A 21,431-nucleotide genomic window follows, 5' to 3' on the forward strand; every position below is an offset into this window, starting at 1 on the left:
ATAAAAATAGCATCAGGGAAGCCTGATGCTATTTTTCATAGTTATGTTTTTAATTTAATTCGTAATATTTAGCAATCGATGAATCGCACTTGCCGCTTCTGCACGAGTCATTGTGTTTTTTCCATTAAATTTTCCATGTTTATCACCTGATAGAATACCAAGTCCTTTGCATAAGGTTGCATATCCTCGGTAAGAATAATCTACCTTATCTTTAAAAACAGATTGGAATAACTCAGGATGTTCAGCCGCTTTTTCTAAACGAAGAAAACGAATCATAATCTTTGCAGCTTCCTGTCTGCTTAAATTTGCATTCGGATTTTCTTCTCCTTCTTTTAGAATACCATCGCGAATCAATTCTTCATATAATTCTTCATCTTCTAAGTTCCTATAGTATGGATATAAATAAATCAAAAAGTCTTTTTGGGTAATTTTATTATTAGGCAAAAATTCTTCCCCATCCAAATAAAATCCATTTTCCTTTAATTGATTGACTACGGATTCGCACCAATGCCCTTTTATATCCGAATATTCCGGAACACCCTTATCTTCTTTATATGGTTTCCCCATCCAATCTAAGCGTGTACCTGTTTCTGGTTGAATCAAACATTCTTCATCGACAAAATCAAAATTATAGACTAACAACGCTTTATTTTTCTCAACTTTTTCATAATTTAAAGAAAATGGAGATAATTTTTTATATGCTTGATAAGCTTGCTGCTCATCCATTGCTTTTTCGATTGACGGAAAAGCTACATTGTCGTACCATTCAGAATTATATCCAGTTATTTTTCCATTATCTCTGTTTACAGTAATCCAAACATAATTATCAAAAAAGTCAATGCCATTTACTTGGCGATAATATCTGATATTATAATAGGAACTTTCTTCGTTGTATTCATTTTCAGCTCTTTTTACTGAATCCAATTTATCCTTTGGTAAAATTTTAGAAAGTAAGGATTCTGCTTTAGAAAGTGCATTTTGTTCGTTAATTTTCAGATTACCCTTATAATTATTTACATCATAATAATAGTAGGATAAAATTTCCCCAGTCTTAGCATCAACGCTTCCATTTGCATTCTCATAGGATAAATTCCAGATATATTGCCCTTTATTTGGATTCCTATCAGCTACATGCAAACTAGATTTAAAAGTAGATGAATAACCAATATCTCCAAAAGTATTTTTTAAAATAGAATCAGCTTCTTCTTTTGATATTAAGCCAGAAATGTTATCTACTTGCTCCTGTTCTTTCGGAGTAAGTCCTGCATCATTTTTAAGTTCGGCATCTTCAGTGATTCCTGATCTACCATAATGTATTATCGGTAAATAAATCTTAACGGCCTTTCCAGTTTTCGCATCCAATGCTTGATTTTTTTTCGCCGTATTTACATAAGCCGGAAAAACATTTAATGTATCTTTTTTCCAGTCATAATAAGAATAATAGTTTAAATCCATTCCGAATTCTTTAAAGTAAGCCTGATCTGCTTCTTCTTTTGACAACATCCCCTCTTTTGAAGGAATTTTATCAATTTGAAATGGTTCAGAATCTCTAGAAAACGAAGTTACCTGACCGTAATATTTATCAATGATAATGGAGATATCAATAAAACGCAACGGTACATCATTTACATATGGCTGAAAAGTATAAAGCAAGTCATATGTTCGCATCTGATTCTCTATCTCATTAACCTGTCGAAAATCTTTTGCATATTGTGGAATCACTTTCTTTAAAAAAGCAAGTGCCGTTTTTTCCCCCGCTTGTCTTGTTATCTTCGACAACCCTTTTTCTTCTTTTTCTTCATAGAATCGATACCTTATAAAATTACCTTTATTATCTACAGAAGCATTTAAATGTCCAGTATCTTCCTTGTCACTCCAATTGAGATTCCATATTGTAACTGTCGTTTTATCCTCACGCTCCTCCTGATAGGATGACTGAGAAAATTCTGTAAAATCTTCTGGTATGTTTATAATCGATTTTACATAAAGAATAGCATTTTCCAATTCTTTACTTTCTGAATCTGCAGCAAATACCGAAATTGATGAAGTAAACAGTAATGATAAGGTTAATAATATACTCAAAGTTTTTTTCATTTTACACACTCCTTTTTAAATATGTCCTGTCTTCACTTCTATAAAATAAGACGACCTTTCTGGAAAAAAGTTCCCATAAAAAAAATATTTTTTTCAAAAAATATCTTCCCTTTTATAGTTTCTTGAAAGCATATTAAAAAAATGATATAATTTTATTTTAAAAACAAGAAAATGGAGTATTAACTATGAGTATAAAACAACACAATTTATTGCAAGAGATGAACCAAATTAAAGAAAACAAAATGGGAACCATGCCAGTTGGAAAACTTATGTTTTCAATGTCTTTGCCTGCCATGTTTTCTATGATGATTCAAGCATTATATAACATAATTGATAGCATTTTCGTTGCAATGATTGGAGAAAAAGCCTTAGCAGCAGTCAGTCTTGTATTTCCAATACAAATGCTCATTATTGCTGTTGGCGTTGGAACCGGCGTAGGCCTAAACTCTTTAATTTCCCGACGATTGGGCGAAAAACGATTTGAAGAAGCAAACAGTGCAGCTAGTCATGGTATTGTGATATCCTTTTTCAGTTGGTCGATGTTTGCCATTTTCGGCCTTTTCTTCTCCGGTTCATTTGTACGTTTCTTTACAGACAGCAGCCTTGTCGTCGATTATGGTATTTCCTATTGTACCATTGTCACTGTTTTTTCTCTTTTTATTTTTATACAAATTTCAGTAGAAAAAATTATGCAGGCAACCGGTAATATGCTATTCCCTATGATATGCATGCTAACCGGTGCCATAACTAATATCATTTTGGATCCAATTCTAATCTTTGGTCTATTTGGCATGCCAAGGTTGGAAATTACAGGCGCAGCTGTAGCAACTGTTTTCGCTCAATTTGTAAGTATGTCTTTGGGGTTAATCTTTCTTTTTACCAGAAAGTATGACGTCCATGTAAAAATAAAAGAATTTCGTATCGACTATAAAACTGTTAAAAATATCTATGCAGTAGGACTTCCTGCTATGATTATGCAAGCAATTGGGTCAGTTATGCTTGTTGGAATGAATGCGATTTTAATCACATTTTCTGAAGCAGCGGTAGCCGTACTCGGTATATATTTCAAACTACAATCCTTTATCTTTATGCCTGTATTCGGATTAAATCAAGGAACTATGCCTATCCTTGGTTATAACTATGGAGCAAAAAATCGTGAACGTTTAATTAAAGCCTTTAAACTTGCGTTATTGACTGCAATCAGTATCATGACTATGGGTACGATTATTTTTCAATTATTTCCAACACAGCTTATTATGTTGTTCAATGCAACGGAAGAGATGTTAGGTATTGGTGTACGTGCTTTACGTATTATCAGCCTCTGTTTTATCCCTGCTGCAATCGGAATCATAACTTCGACACTATTTCAAGCAATTGGTCATGGATTTTTAAGTCTATGGGTTTCGTTGCTCCGTCAATTGATTTTAATACTACCTCTAACTTGGTTTTTATCCCATTATTGGGGACTGAATTATGTTTGGTTTTCTTTTCCGCTCGCTGAAATTTTTTCCTTAGCCGCCAGTATTATTTTTTATATCAAGATTTATAATAAGGAAATTAAACCATTCAACGATTTAAACACTTGATTCCATCTATAAAGATATATCTAAGATTACTGGACAATGGTCACTTCCAAAAACATCCATACATAAAGTTACATCCCTTATCTTATCCTTCAAACGTTCTGAAGTTAAGAAATAATCGATTCTCCATCCAGCATTGTTTGCTCTTGCATTAAAACGGTAAGACCACCATGTATACATTTTTTCTTCTTTAGGATATAAATAACGATATGAATCGATAAAACCTGCATCCAGTAATTCTTGGAATTTTCCTCTCTCTTGATCAGAAAATCCTGCATTTCCACGATTTGATTTTGGATTTTTTAAATCAATTTCCTCATGTGCAACGTTCAAGTCTCCACATAGTATCACCGGCTTTTTCTTGTCCAATTTTTTTAGGTAAGCCCTTCTCGCATCTTCCCATTCCATCCGATAATCAATTCGTGCAAGCTTATCCTGTGCATTTGGAGTATATTCAGTCATTAAATAAAAATCATCAAATTCCAACGTTATTGCTCTTCCCTCAGTATCATGTCCATCCGTATCAATATGATATTGTACCGATAATGGCTTTTTTTTTGTAAAAATCGCAGTGCCAGAATAGCCCTTCTTTATTGCACTGTTCCAATACTGTTCATAATCCTTTAGTGGAACGTCAGCCTGTCCCTGTTGCATTTTTGTTTCTTGAACACATACCATATCAGGATTTTCTCTTTCAATGAATTCCAAAAATCCTTTCCCCATACATGCTCTTAATCCATTTACATTCCAAGTTATTATTTTCATATATAAATGATTCTCCTTTCATTCCATTAACTACTTCATTCTATCATAAGTGCAAACCGTTGCTCTGGTTTGCTTCAAAAGGATACAATAAATACATTTGGGGCAAAATCGTTTGATATTATTTGATTTTGTTACATTAATTCGTATTTATTATATCATACTTTAACTTTTTACCCATTTTTTCAATATTATATCTTTTAAATTTAAAAATGAAATCAAGTTCATATGTTGAACAGATATTTGTTTTCCTATATAATAGATTAAAATATTAATTTAAATAAAGTGGTGAATATTATGAATGAAAATAAAACAAGCAGCATCGAAAAATCTTTAATTATATTAGAAACCTTATCTTCTCCTCCTTACGAATACAAAGTACAAGAATTGGTTCAAAAAATTGGTCTTAATCGCTCCACGATTTACCGTATTCTATGCACTTTGGAGGAACACGCTCTTATTGTTTTTGATTCTCATACCAGCAGATATAAAATCGGCCCCGGTATGTATCACATCGGTTCTACCTATTTATACAATCACAATTATCATAGTAAGATTCAAGACATTCTCGCAGAGATTTCTGACATTACCAAAGAATCGGTAGGAATGGCTATTAAAGACGGGAATAAAATTATGTCTATCTTTGAAATTGAAGTGCACCAACCTATGAAATTAAACGATCTTCCCGGTAAATACTTTAATGTGAATAAAGGTTGTTATGGAAAATGTATTACAGCTTATCAGAATATGAACTACATCAACCAAATGATAGACAATCAGTCATTTGAAAAGACTTGTCCTAATACATTGACATCTAAGGAAGAATTATTAAAAGAATATGCCCTTATTCGTAAACAAGGATACGTTATGAGTATTGACGAGCTTGGCATTGATATTTTAGGTGTTGGCATCCCATTATTTGGCCGAGAAGGAAACATTAAAGCTTGTGTTGCAGTTGCTTTTTTTAGAGAGGATGGATGGGAAAAAAAGCTGGATAACTTTAAGGATATTTTACTTTCCTATCAAAATAAATTAGAATCAAATTTACCATAAAAAAGTGGCTTTGCCACTGCACTGGGGAACCTCATGGTTCCCTAGGAGAATCTATTGATATTTCCTACTATATAACTATATAAAATAGGCTCTTCTATTGATAGAAGAGCCTAATATATTTTAATACCCCTGAATTAGAATGGTCCATATCCAATCGAGTTTGCAATTACAACAAAAATTGCACCGATTAAATATTCAATTAAAATCAAAGGAAGTATCCATTTTGCCCATTTCTCCCAAGGTATTTTAGCTAATGCAAGTCCAGCCATAAAATATCCAGAAGTTGGTGTAAATATATTTGAAATTCCATCACCCATTTGGTATGCTAAGACAGCTGTTTGTCTTGTAACGCCAACCAAATCAGAAAGTGGTGCTAGAATCGGCATTGATAACGCTGCTTGTCCAGATCCGGATGGAACTAAGAAATTTAAGAAGCATTGAAATATATACATACCGACTGCTGCAACATTTGAAGATAATCCAGATACCGTGCCTGACGTATAGAATAAAATCGTATCAATAATTCCACCATCTGTTAATATAACTAAAATAGCACGTGCAAAACCTACAATTAGTGCTCCGCTCGCCAAGGTAGCCATTCCTTTGGTTAAATGCTCGGCAAAACTATTCAATCCAAGTCTTCCAACAATTGCGCTCAATACTGCCATAATTAAGAAAACTGCAGTTAATTCTTTCAGATACCATCCTAGTTTAATGACTCCATATGTAAACGTAATAATGGATCCGGCTACGATACATAAAACCATGACATGTTCTTTTGTCATTTGTTTTAAATTATTAAGATCAAGTTTATCCTCACGATTCTGATCGATCTCATGCATTAATGATAACTTCGGATTCTTTCTAACTCTACCCGCATACCAATATACAAATCCTGTCATAACGATACTCATTACAGCAAACAGTATGATACGAAGTGTCATACCAGATGCAATTGGCAATCCAACCAGTCCTTGTGCAACTCCTACAGTAAATGGATTTAAAAATGCACCTGCAAATCCAGCACTGCATCCTACCAATACCATAGCTGCACCTGTTATAGAGTCAAATCCCAAAGAGACAGCTAACGTAACCATGATCGGAATAAATGGAAGAGCTTCTTCGGCCATTCCAAAGGTTGCCCCAGCAATTGCAAAAGCAAACATGATAAAAGGAATGATCAATCTTTCTCTGCCAGCCATAGCACGAGTTACCTTACATAATACTGCCTCAATTGCTCCAGTTCCTTCAACAACTGCAAAAGATCCTCCCACAATAAACAAAAACATAATAATTTGCGCAGTTTCTACTAATCCAGTATGAAATGACGAAAAATATGCAAACAAATTCTGCGGTGTCTGCGCTTGAAATTGAAACGTTGTAGGATCAACGATTACTCTACCTGCTTCATTGGTAATTCTCTCATAGGAGCCTGCAGGAAGAAAATACGTTAAGAGCATACAGATAAAAGCAATGCCCATTATAATGATATATACATGGGGAACTTTAAATTTCTTTTTGTTTGTTATTTCCATATAGCACCTCTTTATTTTTTGTTACAAAAATTAACTGACGTAAGCGCGTAAGCTAAACATCCTTTTATTAGATGATCAACTGGTATATATTCCTCATTTGAATGACAACACGTAATTAATCCAGGACCCATAACTACTGTCGGTATACTTGCATAATTACTTAGTAATCCGCCATCTGTCCAAGCAGGAAAATAGGTCAGATTTATCTCTTTTTGCGTTGCTTCTTCAGACGCATCTTTAATAATAGATACAATTGGATGTTCGGGAGATATTTCCATTGCTTTATGAACATACCTTTCTTTCATTACACTTACATCCATGACTTTCATATTACATTTGAATTCTCTGTCCTCTTTTTCTAAAGAATGAATAATATCTTTGAACTCTTTTTCAATGTCTTCATAATTTTCATAAGGAAGAAATCTTCGATCGACTAAAAGTGTACATTCACCGGCTACTGTAGATAGCTGTGTTCCTCCATGAATTACACCATAATTTAGAGTAGCTTCTTCCAAAAGAGGATGTTTTTTTTCGTAAACTTTTGGTATCAAATCTTTTTCTAAAGCATTTATAAATTTAACCGCTTTTGCAATTGCATTGATTCCTTTACCTTGACTTCCTCCATGTACCGTTTTACCAATAAATTGAAATTCATACCATTCTAATCCTCTATGCGCAATACAAATTTGAAAGTCTGACGGTTCTCCTACAATCGCAGCATCTGCTTTGATTCCTTTTTCAATCAAATCAATAGTACCTATACTGCATTGCTCTTCATCTGCTACACCAGCAAAAATAATATCTCCATTCATTGTAATTCCTGACCTTTTGATGGCGATCATTGCACCCATCATAGATACCAATGGACCTTTCATATCCGAAGCACCTCTACCATATATTCTTTCTTCATAAATATATGGTTCCAATGCTTTTTCCATATCATATGGACAGACAGTATCTGTGTGACCATTTAACAAAAGTGTTCTTCCATCTCCGGAGCCTTTTAATCTGGCAATAACATTGCATCTTCCATTTTCAATTTCCTCTAACCGACACTCAATTCCCTCTTTGTCAAATACAGATTTCATGTAATTCGCAACACCAGTTTCCTGATTCTCTATACCTGTATAGGATGGTATCTGAATCATTTCCATGAGCATCTGTATCAGTTCCCTTTCAGATATAAATTCTAAAATAGTTTTTTTTAAGTTTTCCATTTTTCCTCCTTTATGTTTATTATATGAACAATATGTTCATATAATAAACATGTTAAACTATATCAAATCGAAAATCAAGTGTAATCTTTATAAATAATTCAAAATTATATAAAAAAAGCTCCTTATATTTATAAATATAAGGAACTCAGACAATAAACTCCATAACTATAAGATCTAACATCATTAATTAATCACACAGTTTATAATACCTTCATATCTTATTAAAAAAGTAATTGAAGGTGTAGTATGAAAAAAAATTTGGAACTGCTCTAAACTGTATTGATGGTAGAACTCAAATTCCTGTAACAAATTGGTTGAAAGAAAACTTTGATTTAGATTATGTTGATTTAATAACTGAACCTGGAATAGATATGGTGTAGGACATTTTGATTGCGCTGCAAATCCTGTTAGTGAATGTAAACATTTTCAAGATATAATAGTATCGACAAATATAGTAAAATCATGGTGTCTTCCAGTTTTAGTAGTGGGCTATGGGTTGATAAATATGGATATGTACATGTTGTCAATAAATAAAGACATGACTTTCTGCATAAAAAAACTCTAAATAGTGTGCAAATCTACCTAAAATTTAGATAAAAAGCCTTGTTCACTATTTAGAGATTGACATCTTGAAAACGTTGTATTTTCAAAGATTATAAGTTCTTAAATATGAGTAAGTCTATAAGCCGGGTTCTGTATTCGACAATCATCTATCTAGGCGCATTGTCGCCAATACGCTCATGCGACCTACCTTCCGGGAAGCGACGGGCCGCCGCCTTTCAGGCATTATACAGCCGAAGCTGCAATTACCTCCCTGCTTGGTCTTGCTCCAGGTGGGGTTTACATGGACGCAGGATGTTACCACCCTGCCGGTAAGCTCTTACCTCACCTTTTCACCCTTACCACAGTAACTGTGGCGGTATATCTCTGTTGCACTTTCCCTAAAGTCACCTTCGCCAGACGTTATCTGGCACCCTTGCCCTATGGAGCCCGGACTTTCCTCACGCAGCATACGCTACCTGCGACTGTCTGGCTTACTCATATCTTTTCTATTATATCATAAGTGCAAACCGTTGCTCCGGTTTGCTTCACAAGGATACAATAAATACATTTGAGACAAAATCATTTGATACTATTTGATTTTGTTATATAAATCGTATTTATTATATCATAAAATTGTATGGATTTAAATCTATTTTTGATTCAATAATAACAACACGTCCATTTGTTTTATCTCGAAGCTGTGCTGCCATATTTTTTCGGAACAAATGTTCCGTTCCAAAATGCCCTGCATCAATAAGACAAATACCCATTTCTTTTGCCATTTGCGCTTCATGATGCTTTACATCACCTGTAATATATACATCACATCCACATTGTGCAGCCCGTTCAATAAACTCGCCGGCTGCCCCTGTGCAAAGACCTACCTTTTGAATGATAGTTTCGGTATCGCCTGAAATTTTGATACCACCGCAATACTCTAAAGTTTTATCTAAAACTTCCGCAAGTTTTGAAAGAGACATTGGCTGTGGTAAATATCCCATTCTTCCCATTGCTCTTTCTTCTGTGTATTCTTCATTTTTCATTTGTGAAATATTCAAGAGACCAAGTCTTTTTGCAAGATCGTCATTATTTCCACCATCTGCTGTATCAAAGGCCGTATGAGAAGCATACACCGAAATGCCGGTAAAAATCAAGTCAATTAAATAATTACCTATAATGGTATTTTTATCTATTTTTTTTATACTATGAAATAAAAGTGGATGATGCGTTACAATTAAATCAGCGTTTTCTTCAATGGCTTCATTAACAATATCCTTAGTAATCTCTAAGCACACTAAAATACGTTCTACATATTCTCGACCCATATCGATTTGCATGCCGCAATTATCCCAAGATTCTTGCAACGACTCCGATGCAATTTCATTGAATATTTTTCGGCATTCACTCATTGATATACTCATCGTATCTATCCTCCCTAATCTGATTCCACTTCCATATGCTTCATTTTTTCTATCAGCAGGCAAATACGTCGATTGGCTTCTTTGCATCTCTGATGGGAAGCATCCCCTACCCCTGAAACAATCTCTTTTAAGATCGTCTGCTCAATTCTAATTTTATTTCTTATATAGGCAGGTAATAAAGGATCTCGTTTCTCAAAAAGTATGGGGTTGACTTCTAGCTCTAACATAGTTTCCATATAATCGATTTGTTCTTTGGACAATACATCTGCTGATTCTATTGGCTGTGCCACAATGATTTCACAAAGAAATCTTCCTTCTTCTACCAGAACTTCATCCGTAATTTGAAATCCATGAAGCAATAACCATTTTCTCAATTTTTCTGGTGCATTTCGAGGCTGAAGTACTAATTTACCATAGCTTTTTGTTTTTTGCAAGTCTTTTTGCAAAATTTCACACATAAGAAGTCCACCCATTCCAGCAATTACCACAACGTCCACTTCTCCAACCTTTAATGGTTCCAGTCCGCTTCCCAATCTTAGGTCAAAGGTCTGATTCTTTGTATATCGACTAATGTTCTCCCTTGCTTTTTCCAAGGGACCTTCATTAATATCAACTAGTACGACAAAAGGAGAAATTGCATTTTCATACAGAAAAATAGGCAACAAACCATGGTCTGTGCCTATATCTGCAACTTTCTCCCCTATGTGAACTTTTTCGGCTATTGTTTGTAGCCTTTTTGATAACTTCACCATAGGTACTCCTTTATTCTAAATAATCTTTTAATTTTTTGCTTCGGCTTGGATGACGTAATTTACGTAATGCCTTTGCTTCAATTTGTCGAATACGTTCACGTGTTACATCAAATCGACGACCAACTTCTTCTAAAGTTCTAGCACGTCCATCATCTAATCCAAATCGAAGTTTTAATACTTTCTGTTCACGATCGGTTAACGTATCTAGTACTTCAACCAATTGTTCTTTTAGCATAGAGAATGCTGCCGCTTCTGCCGGTGCGGGAACATCATCATCTGGAATAAAATCTCCCAAATGGCTGTCCTCTTCTTCTCCAATCGGAGTTTCCAAAGATACCGGTTCTTGCGCTATTTTCAATATTTCCCGAACCTTTTCCTCGGAAATATCCATTTCCACGGCAATTTCCTCCGGAGTTGGTTCTCGTCCATATTCTTGCAACAACTGTCTTGAAATACGGATAAGTTTATTAATTGTTTCAACCATATGCACAGGTATACGAATCGTTCTAGCTTGATCCGCTATGGATCTTGTAATGGCTTGTCGAATCCACCAGGTAGCATATGTACTGAATTTATATCCTTTTCTCCAGTCAAACTTATCTACCGCTTTTATAAGTCCTAAATTACCTTCCTGAATTAAATCCAGAAACAGCATTCCACGACCAACATATCTTTTTGCTATGCTTACAACCAATCTTAGGTTTGCTTCACATAATCTTTTTTTCGCTTCTTCATCCCCTTGCTCCATTCTTTTTGCCAAATTAATTTCTTCATCGGCAGAGAGCAAAGGTACTTTTCCAATTTCCTTTAGATACATTCGAACCGGATCATCTACAGCAATTCCCTTCGGCAACGTAGCTTCTAAATCCACTTCAGTTTCTTTACCCAAAACTTCGATATCCGGATCATCTTCCTGCTCAAGTGCCATAATTTCAAAATCATCTGGATCCGCTTCACTTACAATTTCGATGCCCATAGAAACCAGTGCATCGTATATATCATCCATCTGATTTTTATCAAGTTCTATGTGCTCCAACTGATCTGATATTTCCTGAAAAGAAATGGAACCTTTTCTTTTCGCTTTTTCAATCAACTCAGCGACTGTAGTAAAGTTTTTTTCATCATGGCTTTCTGTTTCATACCCCATAAATATACTCCTCTGCTCATTTATCTTTGCATTTTTTGTTTTTGTATTTCCATCAGTTCTCTAGTAAGTTGTTCAATCACACTAGAATCCATATCCTCATCAGCTAAAGAAAGAATTTGAATAATTTCCTTTTCTCTCTTATGTCGAATGCCATCCTCAATATGAGAAATACAGTCAGAAAAAACCGCCTCATCTCGATCAGCTAGATGGACATCCCTCCATATGGATATTAACATTTGATACTCATCCGGTTCTAAAGCATCTGCTAACTTCTTACGGTCAATTTCCTCATCGTCTGCATAAAGCGATTGAATCAATTCATAAATCCGTAAACAGAAAGGATTTTGAAAAATAGTTTCATATGGCTTTATCCTAGGAACGTAAGAACTTTTTAACAGCATAAGCTTTATCAAATTCTTTTCCAGAAGAAGCTTCGAATCATCCGACTTCTTCTCTGTTTTTTTGTCGTCCTCCTTACGTTCAAAAGAATCATTATCTCTTATCTTTGGATTTAAATTCTCCATATTGGTTCCATAAACCTCGAGACGAATGGCTCCTTCTGAAATCCGAGTTTCATTTGCAATTTTTTTAATATAAACATCGGCTTCGACAGGACTCAATTGTCTCAAGATCTTAGCCGTTTCCTGTAAAAACATTACACTTCCCTCGGTTGAGTGTAAATCATATTTTTGCTTCAATCGCTGAATTTTATAACTAGCAAAAGGAAGCGATTTTTTAATCAGCTGCAAAAAAGCATCTTTTCCATTTTTCTTTATAAACTCATCGGGGTCTTTTCCTTCAGGGATATGAAGTACCTTTACCTTACAGCCTATATGATGAAGGATATCCATTCCTCGTAATGTAGCAGCCTGTCCTGCTTCATCTGCGTCATAAGATAAAACGATATGATCTGTATAACGTTTGAGCATCGATGCTTGATTTTCCGTCAAAGCAGTGCCCAAAGAAGCTGAAACATTTTTTACCCCATTTTTATAAAGAGAAATAACATCCATGTAACCTTCTACTAAAATAGCATAGTCTTCTTTATTAATATCCTGTCGGGTTAAATTCAATCCATATAAATTATTTTTTTTATAAAATATAGGTGATTCTGGTGAATTCAAATATTTTGGTACATCATTACCAATCGCTCTTCCACCAAATCCAATTACTTTCCCACGTGTATTAATAATAGGGAACATAATTCGGTTTCGAAATTTGTCATAATAACGACCTTTCGATTGCGAAACCAAACCAAGCTCTAATAATAGTTTGACATCCGTCCCTTTTTCCATAAAATAGCGATAAAGGCTGTCCCACTTTTCATCTGCATATCCTATGCCAAACTTCTTAAGTGTAATTGGATCTAAGCCTCTCTTTTTCATATATTCAATTCCTGGATTTATAGAACGGGTGAATCTACGATAAAAAAAGGATGCGGCTTCTCTGTTTATTTCATAATAAATTGCTTTTTTTGATTCTTTATCATACTCATTCTTTTTTATTTCGATTCCATATTCTGCTGCTAATTTTTCTATGGCACCCTGAAAATCTAAATTATGATATCGTTTTACAAACTCAATCACATCTCCACTTGCGCCACAGCCAAAACATGTAAAAATTTGTTTTGCATCGGAAACAACAAAAGAAGGCGTCTTTTCATTGTGAAAAGGGCAAACCCCTTTGTAATTACTGCCAGCTCTTTTTAAAACCACATGGCGACCGATTACATCAACAATGCTGCACCTACTTTTAATTTCCTCTATCACATTTTCCTGAAATCCTGCACTCAATTCCGAAACAACTCCACTCTTTGGATGTATTGTCGTCAGCAATACAATATGATTTCTTAATCATATTCGACAAAAGAGATTGCTTTCCTTTTTTTTTATAAAACTTTTTTCTTTTTTTTTATAAAATTACTTCCAACCCTTTGGAACAAAAATCTCATTAAACATATTTACAGCATAACGATCAGTCATACCTGCAATGTGATCCTTGACAACTTCTGTCAAGTCAAACTCATCAACCATTTCTAATCGTTCTTTTGGGAGTTTATCCGGATTGTTCAAAAAATAATCATATAAAAAGAAAATCATATTACGAATTTTATCTAATTCCTCATCTTTTTTTACCACTTTACTATGATAAACATTTTCAAACATAAAATTACGAAGACGATTCATTAGATTTAATGAGGGTTCACTCATAATAACTTCATTTTTCCCGTCACTATTATGGATCAAATCACGTACTAAAGTATCGATACGCTTTCTATGATTATCACCTAATCCTACTATGCATTCGTTTGGCAAATCATCTTGAAATATAATTCCACCTCGAATTGCATCATCAATGTCATGGTTAATGTAAGCAATTCGGTCACTGAATTTTACCACCTGACCTTCTAAGGTAATTGGCTTATTGGATCCAGTGTGATTTAATATTCCATCTCTGACTTCAAACGTAAGATTCATCGCTCTTCCATGTCGATTCCGCTCAAGATAATCAACAACTCGAAGACTTTGCACATTATGTTGAAACCCTCCGGGATGTCGCTCATCTAAAAATGCTTCTCCATTGTGACCAAAAGGAGTATGCCCCAAATCATGTCCCATCGCGATGGCCTCCGTCAAATCCTCATTTAAACCGAGCCCTCTTGAAATGGTTCTTGCAATTTGAGCGACTTCGAGTGTATGCGTAAGACGAGTACGGAAATGGTCTCCCTCTGGTGCAAGAAATACCTGTGTCTTATGCATTAATCGCCGAAGTGATTTGGAATGAATAATGCGATCTCGATCTCTTTGATATTCAGTTCTTATTTCGCATTTTTCCTCTTCTTGGCTTCTTCCTTTTGTTTCAGCAGATTTTGCAGCGAAAACAGATAAAATATTTTGCTCTCTTTCTTCTAATTGTTCTCTTAAAACCACAGATATTCCTCCTTTTGTTTTTTCTCATTTTATCAAAATGTCAATCCCTTAGCAATTTGTTTCCCTAATGTATCATCTACCTTTTGCAAATGCATCACAACTGCCTGCTGAATATGATCATCTAAAAACATCATATCATCCATTATATTATCGATTAAATGCTGCTGCATGGTATTATCCATTGTTCGGAAGAAAACACCCGCTTGTAAAAAACAGCGTTTCAAACTAGAATCAACACTTATATTAGAATAGGACTCGGTGCTATAACAGTTCCAATTTTCTTCCTTATCTATCTGTGATTTTCGGATTTCTTCCTCATCCTGCCGAGCACTTCCCAGTCGATATCGTTCGGAATCCTTGCAGGCAAAATTAAGAATACGTAAAAGTGGCATATTGGAAAGTCGAATTCCGGGCACCACATTCCCCGGAGAAAATGAAATTTGTTCTACTTCTTTCTCATAATCTCTACAATTTCTTTGAAGCACTAATTTTCCAACTGCCATCTTCGGCGCCTCTTCCTCTGTCCATATACATGTAAGGTCCAATGGATTAAACGAAATTGCTCTTGTATTGATCGGCAAAAGCTGAACAAACAATTCATACTCAACCGTCTTTTCATCATCAAGTGTTTCAAACAAATCTCTTCGAGCTGCATCCACATCAAAGCCGCTTAAAAACTCTGCTTCCTGACGTGTAATATTCTTTATACCTGCTAGTGGTTTGAAATAATATTTCACTAAATATTTATCACCATTCTCATTAATCCATTCATATGGAAATACACTAAATCCTGCCATTTTTCGATAACTCTTTAAAGTTCCATAATCAGAATAAAGCCATAAAAGCTTATGAACGGATCTTGGTGTTTTTGCAATGAATTCCCAAAACTTACTTTTGTCTATTATGTTATTTTCTATTTGTGGTTTTATTGATTCTAAATAAGAAAAATAAACTTCTGGTTCACTAACAAATTCAACAGGAAGATGACTTCCTAAAAAATCATAATCACCTTGATTTGTATGAAACTTTATACAGAATCCTCGTGTATCTCTTGCGGTATCAGAAGACCCTCTCTGTCCGTTCATTGTAGAAAATCTTACAAACACAGGTGTTTCCTTTTCACTGCTTTGTAAAAAATCTGCTTTTGTATACTCTTTTAACGACATGTATGGCCGAAAATATCCATAAGCTCCTGCACCTTTTGCATGAAACAATCGTTCCGGTAATTTCTGTCGGTTTAATAGAGCGGCTTGATCAATAAAATCCAATTCACTAATTGTTTCATTCATAATAACCCCCCATTTATAACATATATTCCATTTCACAAGTTCTCTATGAAAATTGTGAGTCAACCAAATGATTGGAGACTCACTTTACAAGGATACTTATGATAGAAGAAATCGAACCTAAAATAATTCGAAGACTATATTATAATATATGTGAAAAAGGGGAATCCGTGCTATTGAATCTAACTTAGAAAAACCTAAATTCCTGTATGCCCAAAGCCACCATCGCCTCTCTTAGTTTCATCTAAGGCCTCAGTCTTTTCCCATTCAATTCTTTCATATCTGGCAACAACCAGCTGAGCAATGCGATCACCATCATTAATAGGAAACTCTTCCTTACCCATATTAATCAGTAAAACTTTAATTTCACCTCTATAATCACTATCAATGGTTCCAACACCATTAACCATTCCGATTCCATGCTTGATAGCCAGTCCGCTTCTTGCACGAACTTGACCTTCAAATCCAAAAGGAAGCTCAATAAATACTCCGGTTGGCACCAAAGTACGTTCTCCCGGTTTAAGAATCATTGCTTTATCTAAATGTGCCCTTAAATCCATTCCTGCAGAACCTTCCGTTTCATATTGCGGAAGCAGGCCACTTATACTTTTTATTTTTACTTTCATTCAAATACTCCTTTATATAAAAAGAGGTTAACAGAGTGTATTTTCTAAAACTTTCTTTAAGTCTACATCTTTTCTTCCCACTAAAACTGCCGAATACTGTCTTACATCTGAAATAAGCTCTGCAATGTTAAAAATCTGTTCCATCGTCACACCATCAATGTTTGACAATACTTCCTGCGGGGTGCGAACTTTACCTAGTAATAACGTATTCTTTCCGATGGTAAACATACGTCCATTTACATTTTCAAGTCCAAAAATATAGTTACTCTTTAACTGCTCTTTCGCAGTAGAGAATTCCTCCTGCGTAATACCATTCTTCTTAAGAAAATATAGTTCCTCAGCAATTGCCTGGATCGCATCGCTTACCTTATCATGACCAACACCTGCATAAATCGTATAACTTCCTAAATTTACATATGCGGCTGCCGAAGAATATACGGAATATGCCAATCCTTTTTCTTCTCGTATATTTTGAAACAATCTTGAGCTCATGCTTCCGCCCATTACATTGTTTAATAATGCCATAGCATAATAAAGCTCGTGTTCGAGTTCGATTCCCTTTAATCCAAGACAAATGTGCGACTGTTCAATATCCTTTGTTTTTGTAAGATAAGTTGGTTTATATTCTGCAAATTTTAGTTTTTTTGATTCTTTTTTTTCATTTAGAGACTGTAATTTCCCTTCAAAAAAATCACAAATCTTTTCTTCATCAAAATTACCTGCTAAAGAAATTACAATATTATCGCGAGTGTATTCTTTATTAATATAATCTTTAATATCTTCTCTTTGAATTCCCATGAGTGATTTTTCTGTACCAATGATAGGACTTTGTAAATCCGTTCCGTGGAATACAGCTTCACTGATTAAATCTTGAGCATATTCATCCGGAGAATCCTCAATCATTTTCATCTCCTCACAGATTACCATTCTTTCCTTTGCCATTTCTTCTGGATCAAACTTCGAATTTAAGAGCATATCAATTAATATCTCACAGCCTTTTTCTAAATTGGAGTCCAAGGTTTTGAGATAATAACAAGTTGCTTCTTTTCCTGTAAAAGCATTGATATGGCCTCCAATCTTATCTACATCGGAAGCAATTTGCTTTGCAGAACGAAGATTTGTTCCCTTAAATAACATGTGTTCAATAAAATGCGAAATACCTGAATTTATTTCATTTTCATCCGCAGAGCCTGCTTTTACCCAAATCCCTACTGAAGTAGATCGTACATAAGGAATTTTTTCCATAACGACACGAATGCCGCAATTTAAGGTTCTATTTATTAACATAAGTACACCACTTTCTTTTCATTTGTTTATGAGAACATACATATTATTATATCCAATTTTCAGTTATCTTGCAATGAATATTGTATTTCTAATACAAACCCAGTTCTCTTAGCGGAACAATTTGAATATTTTTTTGTTGAATCTCATCGATTAACTCTGGCAATGCTTTTGCAGTTTCCGGTTTTGGATGCATCAAAACAATGGCTCCTGAAAGCGACTTTTTTAGGATTCGTTCTTTAATTATATCTTTTGTAGAACCTGGCTTCCAATCTATGGTATCAGAAGACCAAAGAGAGATCTTATACTTCATCTCTCTGCATAAATCAACGGTTTCACTGTCATAATCACCGGAAGGCGGTGCATATACAATCGTATTTTCTCCGGTATAACGTAAAATAGCATCCGCTGTTTTTTCTATTTCTTCTTTTTCCATTTCCTTTGATATTTTCGTACTTAACTTATGAGAATATCCATGGCTTTGAATCTCATGACCTTCAACAAACATTCGTCGCAGAAGACTCGGATTTTTTTCCGCCCATCTTCCACATACAAAAAATGTAATTTTCACTTTCTTTTCTTTTAATGTATCCAACATTCCCGGTAAGACATCCTCGCCCCAATCAACATTACAAGTAAGAGTCAATTTCTGACTTTCTGCTGGTCCGCTTCGCATTACAATGTCTTCTTCTCCTTTTACTGCCGTTACCTCTTTTACCTTTCCGCAAGTACTTTCAATCGGTTCAAATAAAATTACTAGAAACGTACTTATTTGATAAATTCCAAATAAAACGGCAAGCATACCAGCAATAAGAAACATCCATTTTTTCCATTTCATCATAACACAACACCTCAAAGCAATGTATGTTTGAGGTGTTGTTTCTTATTCCATTTCCATGGATTTTTTTATTATGTAATTTTTATAATGTATTCTTACTGAGTCAGCATTTTACAAAGTACCGTAGCTGCCTCTGCTCTGGTTGCCACTCCCTGCGGGTCAAAATTCCCTTCCGGTCGTCCGCTCATTATTGAACCAGCAGCAATGGCCTGCACGGATTCCAGAGCCCATGGACTGATTAGTGCATTATCGGTAAATGTGGTATTCCCTTCCGTAGAAAGAGTGATGTTTGTTAATGTCGCATAATTTTTAAGCATGATTGCCATCTGCTCTCTTGTTATATTTGCATTTGGTGCAAAGGTCGTTGCATCCATACCTTTTACAATACCTTTTGAAACACCCCAGTTAACGTAACTATAATACCACTCTGTATCCAGAACATCGGTAAATCCACTTGCAGGAGCAGTTTGAACGTCTTCTTTAGAAGCAGCCGCAAGCATTGTTAAAAATTGAGCACGCGTCAACTGTGCATCCGGAAGGAAAGTGGTTTGATCCATTCCTTTCACGATTCCCTTGCCCGCTAATGTTTCAATAAAGTCCTTTGCCCAATGCTCTTGAATATCTTCAAAAGTAATTTTGGTTCCTCCAATTTGAACTGGAATGGATTTTGTTTTCTCACCATAGCTTACATAAATATAACCCCCTACCGCAGGCTGCTCTGTGGCAGTAAAAAGACCATTTTCATCAATTGTTCCAATGTTTTTATCGCAAGACCACTTAAACAAGGAATCCTTTGATTTTACAGGAGCAAATCCGAACTTAGCTATGACATTGATGTCTTTTGTTTCTTTTGGATCTATCATAAGACTGGTTACTGATGGCGTAAAAATAATGTCATCAACAACTTCGACCTTTGCAACAGCAGAAAGATTGCCAGAACGTGCCATAATTTCATCTGAACCGGTCTGCATTCCTGCTGTATATAAACCCGTATCATTAACTTCACCTTCACCCTTTGTTACTTCATAGGAAACGGATCCGGGTAAATTAGCCGGCTCATAATAGGAATCCGATGCATAAGTTTTTAGTTGTACATCTGCACCGGGCATGGCCAGAGTCATCGCAGAGTATACATGAAGATTTTCAGCCATACCATCACCCTGCCCTTGATAAACAAGGAATAATCCATTGCTTAGCTTCCGAAGGCTTCCTTCTGAAGGTGAATTAATGACCGATGCCTTATCCTTAATTCCTGGATATCGTACTGCAAAAGAAGTAGAACCTCCTCCATCCATATTCAAGACAGTTGTACACCCTTGAGCAATTAAATGCTTCGCCAAATCTACAAGACCAAGTCCTGCAGAAACGGAAGACTGTCTTCCATCCACGCCATAGATTATAATCGATCCATCACTTTTTATTCCGACAGCAGTTCTCGGGTTGATTGAATTGCTGGTGGCTGTCACCATACCATTTTCTGCAATCACATGGTATACACCAATGACTTCTTTCTTATCCGTTAAAGACCCATCATTATCGGTAACTGAAATATCAACCGTACTGCCTGGAGTTAACGTCGCAAGCATTGGAGCTGCGGCAGAGTCTGATACCGTAGATAGTACAAGCTGATTATCAGAAATAGCTGTGTTGCAAGTATTAGATGTAACAGATACAACTGTCGCAGTAATGGTTTCCCCAATTATCGGCTCTGTATTTTCTACACTTCCCGCATCCAATACCACTTCAACACAATTTCCCGTTGTCTTTGTATTTGATGCATACTGCCGATTAAATAAGTGTAATCCTTTTGCACCTCCATGCGGAACATTAAAGTAATTAATCTGCATCGGAACTTCACCATTAGCCGTCATTGCATTTAGATTATAAGTTAAGTTTACTGTAGCCAAAGATGCCGCACCGGATGCATCGAAGGCCAAAACACGATCTGGAGCATAACCAGAACTTTTTATTTTACCATTATGTATCGTCAGACCTTTTGGTGTGCCGGTTGCCGTATCATATAAATCTCCATTGATTCCTGCCACAACACGATAACCTGATTTTTCAATCCAATCAATCATACTGGTTAAGGTATATTTACCATTAATTTCTCCTGAGAACACGTAAGGTTGAATAAATCCATCAATTTCATCACTATTTACCATATACGCATGTTCTATGCCATTTTGAATATGTCCTGCAATTTGTTCTTTTATGTATGTTTGACGAGCAATTTCACGATTTGATTCATAATAAACATTCCCGATCCCATCTTGAAATGCATATCCGCTTAACACCGTGCATAACGTTAAGCTTAACGCAAGCATGGCTGCTAATTTCTTTTTTTCCATATCCCATTC

General features: G+C 35.3%; 16 protein-coding genes, 1 other RNA gene and 2 pseudogenes. 4 read left to right on the plus strand and 15 right to left on the minus strand.

Annotated elements, in window-relative coordinates:
- Positions 1-54 precede the first annotated feature (54 nt).
- Positions 55-2,094, minus strand: coding sequence for a YcdB/YcdC domain-containing protein (locus tag I2490_RS00340; RefSeq protein WP_206457801.1), 2,040 nt, complete (start codon positions 2,092-2,094; stop codon positions 55-57).
- A gap of 185 nt (positions 2,095-2,279) precedes the next feature.
- Here I2490_RS00340 and I2490_RS00345 point away from each other — a divergent pair, with 185 nt between their 5' ends.
- Entirely contained in the window at positions 2,280-3,680 is a 1,401-nt protein-coding gene (locus I2490_RS00345) for an MATE family efflux transporter (RefSeq protein WP_245157034.1), read from the plus strand.
- 6 nt (positions 3,681-3,686) lie between these two features.
- On the opposite strand, the gene I2490_RS00350 is transcribed toward I2490_RS00345, so the two are convergent.
- The gene (locus tag I2490_RS00350) at positions 3,687-4,442 is read right to left on the minus strand and encodes an exodeoxyribonuclease III (protein WP_206457802.1); all 756 of its coding nucleotides are present in this window, start codon (positions 4,440-4,442) and stop codon (positions 3,687-3,689) included.
- 294 nt (positions 4,443-4,736) lie between these two features.
- Here I2490_RS00350 and I2490_RS00355 point away from each other — a divergent pair, with 294 nt between their 5' ends.
- Positions 4,737-5,492 (plus strand): IclR family transcriptional regulator, encoded by a 756-nt coding sequence (locus I2490_RS00355; protein WP_206457803.1) that lies wholly within the window; start codon positions 4,737-4,739, stop codon positions 5,490-5,492.
- Between the two features lie 134 nt (positions 5,493-5,626).
- Here I2490_RS00355 and I2490_RS00360 read toward each other — a convergent pair whose 3' ends face one another.
- Positions 5,627-7,027: a YfcC family protein gene (locus I2490_RS00360; RefSeq protein WP_206457804.1), complete on the minus strand. Its 1,401-nt coding sequence runs from the start codon at positions 7,025-7,027 to the stop codon at positions 5,627-5,629.
- 11 nt (positions 7,028-7,038) lie between these two features.
- A complete protein-coding gene (locus tag I2490_RS00365) occupies positions 7,039-8,244 on the minus strand; it encodes a M20 family metallopeptidase (protein ID WP_206457805.1) in 1,206 nt (401 codons plus the stop codon).
- A 260-nt stretch (positions 8,245-8,504) separates the two neighbouring features.
- On the opposite strand from I2490_RS00365, the pseudogene I2490_RS17100 reads away from it, so the two are divergent.
- Positions 8,505-8,624 (plus strand): annotated as a pseudogene (locus tag I2490_RS17100) (carbonic anhydrase); the annotation flags it as partial.
- Between the two features lie 8 nt (positions 8,625-8,632).
- Positions 8,633-8,809: pseudogene (locus I2490_RS17105) on the plus strand (hypothetical protein); the annotation flags it as partial.
- 101 nt (positions 8,810-8,910) lie between these two features.
- Here the strand turns inward: I2490_RS17105 and rnpB are convergent.
- From rnpB to I2490_RS00420, 11 genes are all read right to left on the minus strand, one after another.
- Positions 8,911-9,285, minus strand: an RNA gene (gene rnpB, locus I2490_RS00370) — RNase P RNA component class A.
- A gap of 122 nt (positions 9,286-9,407) precedes the next feature.
- Positions 9,408-10,208 (minus strand): Nif3-like dinuclear metal center hexameric protein, encoded by an 801-nt coding sequence (locus tag I2490_RS00375; RefSeq protein ID WP_206457806.1) that lies wholly within the window; start codon positions 10,206-10,208, stop codon positions 9,408-9,410.
- Positions 10,209-10,222: 14 nt separating this feature from the next.
- The gene (locus tag I2490_RS00380) at positions 10,223-10,960 is read right to left on the minus strand and encodes a tRNA (adenine(22)-N(1))-methyltransferase (protein ID WP_206457807.1); all 738 of its coding nucleotides are present in this window, start codon (positions 10,958-10,960) and stop codon (positions 10,223-10,225) included.
- Positions 10,961-10,970: 10 nt separating this feature from the next.
- On the minus strand, positions 10,971-12,107 hold the full coding sequence (gene rpoD / locus I2490_RS00385; protein ID WP_206457808.1) for an RNA polymerase sigma factor RpoD: 1,137 nt from the start codon (positions 12,105-12,107) through the stop codon (positions 10,971-10,973).
- Positions 12,108-12,127: 20 nt separating this feature from the next.
- Positions 12,128-13,900 carry a DNA primase gene (gene dnaG, locus I2490_RS00390; RefSeq protein WP_206457809.1) on the minus strand — a complete coding sequence of 591 codons (1,773 nt, stop codon included), beginning with the start codon at positions 13,898-13,900 and terminating at the stop codon, positions 12,128-12,130.
- Between the two features lie 126 nt (positions 13,901-14,026).
- Complete coding sequence (locus I2490_RS00395) at positions 14,027-15,037, minus strand: deoxyguanosinetriphosphate triphosphohydrolase (protein WP_206457810.1); 1,011 nt, start codon at positions 15,035-15,037, stop codon at positions 14,027-14,029.
- Positions 15,038-15,069: 32 nt separating this feature from the next.
- On the minus strand, positions 15,070-16,326 hold the full coding sequence (locus I2490_RS00400; protein WP_206457811.1) for a catalase: 1,257 nt from the start codon (positions 16,324-16,326) through the stop codon (positions 15,070-15,072).
- A gap of 194 nt (positions 16,327-16,520) precedes the next feature.
- The gene (gene dut, locus I2490_RS00405; RefSeq protein WP_206457812.1) at positions 16,521-16,949 is read right to left on the minus strand and encodes a dUTP diphosphatase; all 429 of its coding nucleotides are present in this window, start codon (positions 16,947-16,949) and stop codon (positions 16,521-16,523) included.
- A gap of 27 nt (positions 16,950-16,976) precedes the next feature.
- Positions 16,977-18,236: a M16 family metallopeptidase gene (locus tag I2490_RS00410; RefSeq protein ID WP_206457813.1), complete on the minus strand. Its 1,260-nt coding sequence runs from the start codon at positions 18,234-18,236 to the stop codon at positions 16,977-16,979.
- Positions 18,237-18,324: 88 nt separating this feature from the next.
- Positions 18,325-19,074, minus strand: a complete 750-nt coding sequence (locus I2490_RS00415; RefSeq protein ID WP_206457814.1) for a polysaccharide deacetylase family protein — start codon at positions 19,072-19,074, stop codon at positions 18,325-18,327.
- A gap of 92 nt (positions 19,075-19,166) precedes the next feature.
- Complete coding sequence (locus tag I2490_RS00420; RefSeq protein WP_206457815.1) at positions 19,167-21,422, minus strand: S-layer homology domain-containing protein; 2,256 nt, start codon at positions 21,420-21,422, stop codon at positions 19,167-19,169.
- Positions 21,423-21,431 lie beyond the last annotated feature (9 nt).

Origin of the sequence: Anaerovorax sp. IOR16, assembly GCF_017168145.1 — a bacterium.
Classification (GTDB): Bacteria; Bacillota; Clostridia; order Peptostreptococcales; family Anaerovoracaceae; genus IOR16.

Coding starts and splice junctions, on each gene's coding strand:
- rpoD (WP_206457808.1), bottom strand. CDS start 12,107: ATGGGGTATGAAACAGAAAGCCATGATGAAAAAAACTTTACTACAGTC.
- I2490_RS00355 (WP_206457803.1), top strand. CDS start 4,737: ATGAATGAAAATAAAACAAGCAGCATCGAAAAATCTTTAATTATATTA.
- I2490_RS00420 (WP_206457815.1), bottom strand. CDS start 21,422: ATGGAAAAAAAGAAATTAGCAGCCATGCTTGCGTTAAGCTTAACGTTA.
- I2490_RS00400 (WP_206457811.1), bottom strand. CDS start 16,326: ATGAATGAAACAATTAGTGAATTGGATTTTATTGATCAAGCCGCTCTA.
- I2490_RS00345 (WP_245157034.1), top strand. CDS start 2,280: ATGAGTATAAAACAACACAATTTATTGCAAGAGATGAACCAAATTAAA.
- I2490_RS00360 (WP_206457804.1), bottom strand. CDS start 7,027: ATGGAAATAACAAACAAAAAGAAATTTAAAGTTCCCCATGTATATATC.
- I2490_RS00410 (WP_206457813.1), bottom strand. CDS start 18,236: ATGTTAATAAATAGAACCTTAAATTGCGGCATTCGTGTCGTTATGGAA.
- I2490_RS00415 (WP_206457814.1), bottom strand. CDS start 19,074: ATGATGAAATGGAAAAAATGGATGTTTCTTATTGCTGGTATGCTTGCC.
- I2490_RS00340 (WP_206457801.1), bottom strand. CDS start 2,094: ATGAAAAAAACTTTGAGTATATTATTAACCTTATCATTACTGTTTACT.
- dut (WP_206457812.1), bottom strand. CDS start 16,949: ATGAAAGTAAAAATAAAAAGTATAAGTGGCCTGCTTCCGCAATATGAA.
- I2490_RS00380 (WP_206457807.1), bottom strand. CDS start 10,960: ATGGTGAAGTTATCAAAAAGGCTACAAACAATAGCCGAAAAAGTTCAC.
- I2490_RS00365 (WP_206457805.1), bottom strand. CDS start 8,244: ATGGAAAACTTAAAAAAAACTATTTTAGAATTTATATCTGAAAGGGAA.
- I2490_RS00375 (WP_206457806.1), bottom strand. CDS start 10,208: ATGAGTATATCAATGAGTGAATGCCGAAAAATATTCAATGAAATTGCA.
- I2490_RS00350 (WP_206457802.1), bottom strand. CDS start 4,442: ATGAAAATAATAACTTGGAATGTAAATGGATTAAGAGCATGTATGGGG.